This window comes from Bradyrhizobium sp. P5_C11_2, from assembly GCF_054049755.1.
The window spans coordinates 1-6,352 of record NZ_JBFULT010000447.1 but is presented as its reverse complement, the minus strand read 5'-3'; the positions used below and the strand labels follow the sequence as shown (position 1 = coordinate 6,352).

At 65.8% G+C, this 6,352-nt stretch carries 8 protein-coding genes and 1 pseudogene; 5 read left to right on the top strand and 4 right to left on the bottom strand.

The genetic code is table 11. The features are described 5' to 3' along the window. Window positions 1-402, top strand: a pseudogene (locus ACXJL8_RS30575) (patatin-like phospholipase family protein); the annotation flags it as partial. Here the strand turns inward: ACXJL8_RS30575 and ACXJL8_RS30570 are convergent. Beyond that, window positions 394-1,638: an amidase gene (locus tag ACXJL8_RS30570; protein WP_456686126.1), complete on the bottom strand. Its 1,245-nt coding sequence runs from the start codon at window positions 1,636-1,638 to the stop codon at window positions 394-396. The pseudogene ACXJL8_RS30575 and the gene ACXJL8_RS30570 sit on opposite strands and share 9 nt — an antisense overlap. Window positions 1,639-1,753: 115 nt before the next feature. Here ACXJL8_RS30570 and ACXJL8_RS30565 point away from each other — a divergent pair, with 115 nt between their 5' ends. After that, window positions 1,754-1,975, top strand: a complete 222-nt coding sequence (locus ACXJL8_RS30565; protein ID WP_456622716.1) for a hypothetical protein — start codon at window positions 1,754-1,756, stop codon at window positions 1,973-1,975. A 562-nt stretch (window positions 1,976-2,537) separates the two neighbouring features. After that, window positions 2,538-3,680, top strand: coding sequence for a DNA-processing protein DprA (gene dprA, locus ACXJL8_RS30560; RefSeq protein ID WP_456622715.1), 1,143 nt, complete (start codon window positions 2,538-2,540; stop codon window positions 3,678-3,680). On the opposite strand, the gene ACXJL8_RS30555 is transcribed toward dprA, so the two are convergent. Beyond that, window positions 3,677-4,087, bottom strand: coding sequence for a winged helix-turn-helix transcriptional regulator (locus tag ACXJL8_RS30555; protein WP_456686125.1), 411 nt, complete (start codon window positions 4,085-4,087; stop codon window positions 3,677-3,679). The genes dprA and ACXJL8_RS30555 overlap by 4 nt on opposite strands. Before the next feature lie 84 nt (window positions 4,088-4,171). On the opposite strand from ACXJL8_RS30555, the gene ACXJL8_RS30550 reads away from it, so the two are divergent. After that, entirely contained in the window at window positions 4,172-4,780 is a 609-nt protein-coding gene (locus ACXJL8_RS30550) for an FMN-dependent NADH-azoreductase (protein WP_456622713.1), read from the top strand. Window positions 4,781-4,838: 58 nt separating this feature from the next. Here ACXJL8_RS30550 and ACXJL8_RS30545 read toward each other — a convergent pair whose 3' ends face one another. Both ACXJL8_RS30545 and ACXJL8_RS30540 read right to left on the bottom strand, forming a co-directional pair. Beyond that, on the bottom strand, window positions 4,839-5,021 hold the full coding sequence (locus ACXJL8_RS30545) for a hypothetical protein (protein ID WP_456622712.1): 183 nt from the start codon (window positions 5,019-5,021) through the stop codon (window positions 4,839-4,841). Window positions 5,022-5,196: 175 nt separating this feature from the next. Next, window positions 5,197-5,970, bottom strand: coding sequence for an SDR family oxidoreductase (locus ACXJL8_RS30540; RefSeq protein ID WP_456622711.1), 774 nt, complete (start codon window positions 5,968-5,970; stop codon window positions 5,197-5,199). Between the two features lie 121 nt (window positions 5,971-6,091). Between ACXJL8_RS30540 and ACXJL8_RS30535 the strand changes: the two genes are divergently transcribed. Next, the coding region (locus tag ACXJL8_RS30535; RefSeq protein ID WP_456686124.1) for a winged helix-turn-helix transcriptional regulator at window positions 6,092-6,352 on the top strand (261 nt) is incomplete at its 3' end.

Genomic DNA, 6,352 nt, shown 5'->3' with positions numbered 1-6,352 from the left:
CCACCGCTGCTGCAGCTGGCGCAGGAAACCACAACGTCTGACGTCCTGATCGTCCAGGTCACACCGGCGCGCGACRGCTATGTGCCGATCACGCTGGCCGCCATCGACCGCCGGCTCGACCAGATCGCGGCCAACGCCGTCCTCAATGCCGAGATCGCGGCTGTCGAGTGGGCAGCATCGCATGCCGCCGCCGAACTGCGGCTGTCCAGGATCGCGGCGGAGGATTCGGTCGACGGCCTGGCGCAGCGCTCATCGACAGACCTCGGCCGCGGCTTCATCCGCCTGCTGCACAGGAGCGGCCGCGAGGCCGCCGAGCGCTGGCTCGGGCAAGGTGCCAATGCCAACGCAGCGCCGCCTGCACCCGGCAAGCGCATCGTTTCCACCGAACCCGCGCTAGCCTGATTTCGCCAGCGCCTCCTCGAGGAACCACGCCGCCGCGAGCGCGAGCGCGTCATTGCCGAAGCGCGCGATCACCTGCACGCCGATCGGCAGGCCGCCGACCTTCAAGACCGGCACGTTGACGCAAGGATTGCCCATCAGCGTCCAGAGCCGKTTGTAGCGGGGGTCGCCGGTGGAGGCGAGCTCCTTGGCGGGCGGCGTGCCTGGCGCCGAATAGGTCAAGAGCACGTCGACGCCCTCGAACAATTCGCCAAGCTCGCGGCGGCCGCGGCGGCTGATCCGGCGCGCCTCGTCATAGTCCTTCGGCGTCAAACCGACCGTCGCGTCGAGGCTGGCGCGCAGCATCGGCGCGATCTCGTCGTGATGCTCGGAAAATTCCCAGGCGAGTGCGCGATGCGCCTCGAAATCCTGGATGACCGGGTGGATGCGCCAGGCCTCCTGCACGGACTGCGGCAAGTCGATGGTCTGAACGCTGGCGCCGGCGCGTTCAGCCGCCTTGATCGCGGCTTGCAGCCCCTCTTCGGCGGCGGGCTCGACGGCGCCGGCGAACTCCTGCCTGACCACGCCGATGCGCGGCGACCTGGCTGCGACAATGCCGGAAAATTCGCTGCGACCGGTCATCGCCGACAGTCCGCGCGCGAGATCCTCCGCACGGGCCCCGAACAGGCCGACGGTGTCGAGCGCCCACGAATAGCATTTGACGCCGACGGTCGGCAGCATCCGGAACGACGGCTTGATCGCGGCGGCGCCGCAATAGGCCGCCGGACGGATCACCGAGCCGCCGGTCTGGGTGCCCAGCGCCAGCGGAATCATGCCGGCGCCAACCGCCGCCGCCGAGCCCGAGGACGAGCCGCCCGGCGTATGGCCGAGATTGTGCGGATTGAGCGTCGGGGTCGGATCGCGCGAGGCGAACGCGGTCGTCGTGGTCTTGCCGATGATGGTGGCGCCGGCCCGCTTCAGCATCATCACGACCGGCGCGTCGCTGCGCGGCTGCCAGCCGCGATAGATCTGCGAGCCCATCTCGGTCGGCATATTGGCGGTGTCGATGATGTCCTTGATGCCGACCGCGATGCCGCGCAGCGGGCCGGAGGCTTGCGCCTTCGCGGATTTGTCGTGCCTGACGAAGGCGTGAACGTCCTTCTCTTTGGCCTCGATCGCCGCATGCGACTGGGCGATGGCGGCATCGGGCGAAAGCTCGCCCGCTTCGATGCGGCGCTGGAGATCGGCGAGTGAGATCATGGCAAGAACCCTTCTTATTGGGATCGCTTTTAGCATTGCGCCGAGGTCGCGCAAGCGCACGGAGCTGCTGCCCACGCCCTCAGGTTGTTCCATGCTGTGCGTGCAAGGAGACGCCGTGGACGCCATCAACCCAAGCGTTGAGCTGACCGAGACTGAGCGGATCGATCGCCTGCGGCTGAGAAATCGGGCCGCCAATGAGCCTAAAGCCCTCGCCGCCAATTTCTACGCCGTTTCCAAGGCTCATCCCGCCAACGTAGTTCTTCATGAAAGGTCGTCGGACCAAAGACGGATCGCGATGGCCGGTCTGATGCACGCGGTTCCAAGGAGCCTGGCTTGATCCAAATCAACGAAGCAAATGACGCAGGGCACGACGCTCTGCGGCAGGTTGCGGCTCTCTGCGCAACCTGTCCCACAATCGTCTGGTCGGCGGGCTGGAGGAATGCGCTTCTAACCGTGAAAGGACAAGTAACATGTCACGTCGAGCGATCTTCTCGTTGGCCGCGTCGGTCATCATCGGCATCGGGTGCGTTGCTATGGTTTCAACTGATGCGTTCGCATATCGCGGTGGACGCGTTGGTGTTGGCCGCGCTGGCGTCTATCACGGCGGCGTTTATCGCGGCGGTGTTTACCGTGGCGCAGCGGTACGCCGTGGAGTGGCGGTAGGCGTCGGTGCTGCTGCCGTCGGTGCCGCTGCCTACGGAGCTTACGGAGCTTATGGAACGCAGCGCTGCGGATACTATCCCTACGGACCTTGCTACTAGAAACTGTCGGAGAGCCTGCTCTCGCCGAATGCAGATCAGGGACGTACGCGGGTCAGCCTTGAGGAAGGCGGCAGCGCGCTACCCCATTCCTCCTCGCGCAAGCGCACGGAGCTGTTGCCCACGCCCTCAGGTTGTTCCATGTTACGCCTGCAAGGAGGCACCGTGGACGCCATCAATCCGAGCGTGGAGCTGAGCGAGACCGAGCGGGTCGACCGCCTGCGGCTGATCCGCTCCGACAATGTCGGGCCGCGCACCTTCCGCTCGCTGGTCGATCATTACGGCAACGCGCGCGCTGCCCTGGAGCGGCTGCCGGATCTCGCACGTCGCGGCGGCGCGGCGCGATCGGGGCGCATCTGTAGTGCGGATGAGGCAAAGGCCGAGCTCGCCGCAAGCCGCAAATTCGGCATCGCCTGGCTCGCGCCCGGCGAGGACGGCTATCCGGCGCGGCTGGCGACGCTCGACGACGCGCCGCCGCTGCTCGCCGTGCGCGGCGACACGAAAACCTTGATGCGGCCGATGATCGCGATCGTCGGCTCGCGCAACGCCTCCGGCGCCGGGCTGAAATTTGCCGGTCAGCTCGCGCGTGAGCTTGGCGAGGCCGGCTTCATCATCATCTCGGGCCTCGCCCGCGGCGTCGACCAGGCCGCGCACCGCGCCAGCGTCGAGAGCGGCACGATCGCGGTGCTCGCCGGCGGCCATGATTGCATCTATCCGCCCGAGCATGGCGATCTGCTCGCATCAATCCTCGACCAGGGCGGCTCCGCGATCTCCGAGATGCCGCTCGGCCATGAGCCGCGCGCCCGCGATTTCCCCCGCCGCAACCGGTTGATCTCGGGCGCCTCGCTCGGCGTGGTCGTGGTGGAGGCGGCGCACCGCTCGGGCTCCCTGATCACCGCGCGCATGGCCGCCGAACAGGGCCGCGAGGTGTTCGCAGTCCCCGGCTCGCCGCTCGATCCCCGCGCCGCCGGCACCAATGAACTGATCAAGCAGGGCGCAACGCTGGTCACCGAAGCCGCCGACATCGTCAACGCTGTCGCACCGATCATGGAGCGGCCGCTGATGCGCTCCGCAGGCGAGCCCGACAGCGAACCATTCGAGAGCGACCCGCAAGGACACGACCGCGATCAGATCACCAGCCTACTCGGCCCGGCGCCGATCTCGATCGACGACCTCGTGCGGATGTCCGGCGCTTCGCCCGCGATCGTGCGCACGGTGCTGCTGGAGCTCGAGCTCGCCGGCCGGCTCGAGCGTCACGGCGGCGGGCTCGTTTCTCTTCTCTAGGTGTCGTTGCGCTCGTCGAACCTTGTCCGCGCCGCCGCGATTTGCTCCTGGTGCTCCTTCGCCCATAGCCCAAGCGCCATCACCGGCTGCTGGAGCCCGCGGCCAAGATCGGTCAGCTCATAGTCCACGCGCGGCGGAATGGTCGGGAAGATGGTGCGCGTGACCAGGCCGTCGMGCTCCAGCCCGCGCAGCGTCAGGGTCAGCATGCGCTGCGAGATGCCGTTGATCATCCGCTTCAGTTCATTGAAGCGCTTGGGCCCGTCGCTCAGCATCATGATGACGAACACGCTCCATTTGTCTCCAACCCGCGCCAGGATCGAGGCGACCCCGCGGCAGTCAGCGTGGTCGCGATCCGGCATCTGGGGCGCAGGAAAATCGGTGTGTGCAGGTCTCAAGGATGTGCCCATGGCTCAAAAAAGTGCGTTCTTGCGGGGATTTGGACAGTCACTCATGTAGTGCGGGTTACAAATCTATACCATAGGTGACCCCCAATGAAACTGCTCCATATCGACTCCAGCGTGCTCGGCCCCCACTCCGTCTCCAGACAGGTTTCCGCCGCCATCGTCGACCGTCTCCGGCAGGCGACGCCGGCGCTTGACGTCGTCTACCGCGACCTGACCCAGACCCCGCTCGCCCATCTCTCCGGATCGCACCTTGCGGCCGCGCAAGGCGCGCCCGCGCCGGCCGAGCTTGGACCCGACCTTGCCGCGAGCGCGGCCGTGCTCAACGAGTTCCTCGATGCCGACATCGTGGTGCTCGGCGCGCCCATGTACAATTTCACCATTCCGAGCCAGCTCAAGGCCTGGATCGACCGAGTCCTGGTGGCGGGGAAGACCTTCAAATACGACGCCAATGGACCGCAGGGCCTGGCCTCCGGCAAGCGCGTGATCGTGGCGATCTCGCGCGGCGGCTTCTACGGCGTGGAGACGCCATACGCGGCCGGCGAACATCTCGAAACCTATTTGCGCTGGGTGTTTGGCTTCATGGGGATCACCAGCCTCGAATTCATCCCGGCCGACGGCATCCAGGTCGGCGCCGAGCATCGCGAGAAGGCGCTGGCCGGCGCGCTTCAGGCCGCCACCAACTTGCAGGCGGCGTAGCGCTCACGCCAACGACAGCCGCTGCCGCACCCCGGCGGCGGCTGACGGATCGGCCTGTCTAGAACCAGGCGCCCTGAATGCCAAGGATGACGGCGATCAGAGAGATGAACAGGCCGATACCGGAAAAAATGGCCACCCCGATGAACTCGGATGTGTCGGAGCGTTTGGCGGGAACTGCAGTACGTTCGGTGTAAATACGCGGTGCTGAAATCGATGAAAAAATGCGCGCTGCTTTCGGCATGTCGGGCTCCCTGAAATGAGTCTTATGACCCCCTGCCCRTAAAAGTGTCTTGGCAGCGCAAGCGAAGGTTCAACGCCTCACGCAAGGTTCAGAGAATTACATCTCGCCGGGTGTAAAAACCGGCCGGCGCAACCGTGCAGGCTGCGCCGACCGATTCAATTTTCATTTGAATTGATCAGCCGCGATAGATCGGCGCGCCGCTCGGCGAGGCAACCGCGCCGCCATCGACGAAGATCTCCTGGCCCTGCACGTGCGCGGAATCATCCGAGGCGAGGAACAGCACCGTTTTCGCAACGTGATCCGTCTCGCCAATGCGGCCGAGCGGCGTCGTCAGCGCGATCCGCTTCTCGAACGCCTTCTCCGCTTCGGGTGTTGCCGTCGCCGCTCCCCAGATCGGCGTGCGGATCGCGCCGGGCGCAACGACGTTGACGCGGATGCCGCGCGGCGACAGCTCCGATGCCATGATCCGCGCCATTGCCCGCACGCCGGCCTTGGCGGCGCCATAGGCCGAGTAGCCGGGAATGCCGAGCACTGAGATCACCGAACCGCTGAGGATGATCGAGGCGTTGTCGTTGAGGTAGGGCAGCGCCGACTGAACGGTGAAGAATACGCCGGTCAAATTGGTGCTGATGACCTTCTCGAAGGTCTCCAGCGTGGCCGAGCCGAGCGGCGTCCCGCCGGCGATCCCGGCATTGGCGAACACGATGTCGAACTTGCCGAATTTTTCGGCCCCCTTCTTGATCGCGGCTTCGGTCGCGGCAATGTCGGTGGCATCGGCGGCGACCGCCAGCGCGTTCGGGCCGAGTTCCTTCGCGGCAGCTTCCAGCGTCTCCCTGTTGCGCCCGGTGATCACCACCTTGGCGCCCTCGGCCACGAACAGCTTGGCCGTCGCAAGTCCAATGCCGCTATTGCCGCCGGTGATCAGGGCCGTCTTGTTCTTCAGTCTCACGCTCGCCTCCAGTGGTTGCATCATAAAACCATATTGCGATCTAGGGCATTTGGTTTTATGATGCAACCACACAAGCGCGTGATCGGCGCCGAAATCGGGCGAATGCGACAGGACCAGGACAATGGTGAAAAGAACCAGCTTCGAGGGCGATTCCTGCCCGATCGCGCGGTCGCTGGAGGCGATCGGCGACTGGTGGTCGCTGCTGATCATCCGCGAGGCGCTGTTCGGCCTGCGCCGTTTCGGCGAGTTTCAGAACAAGCTCGGCATGGCCAAGAACATCTTGTCGGTGCGGTTGCGATCACTGGTCGACCACGGCATCCTGACGACCGCCCCCGCCTCCGACGGCAGCGCCTATCAGGAATATGTGCTGACGGCGAAGGGC

Bases quoted from the DNA above. Each gene is read 5' to 3' on its own strand.
- dprA (WP_456622715.1), top strand. From the start codon at position 2,538: ATGTTACGCCTGCAAGGAGGCACCGTGGACGCCATCAATCCGAGCGTG.
- ACXJL8_RS30550 (WP_456622713.1), top strand. From the start codon at position 4,172: ATGAAACTGCTCCATATCGACTCCAGCGTGCTCGGCCCCCACTCCGTC.
- ACXJL8_RS30545 (WP_456622712.1), bottom strand. From the start codon at position 5,021: ATGCCGAAAGCAGCGCGCATTTTTTCATCGATTTCAGCACCGCGTATT.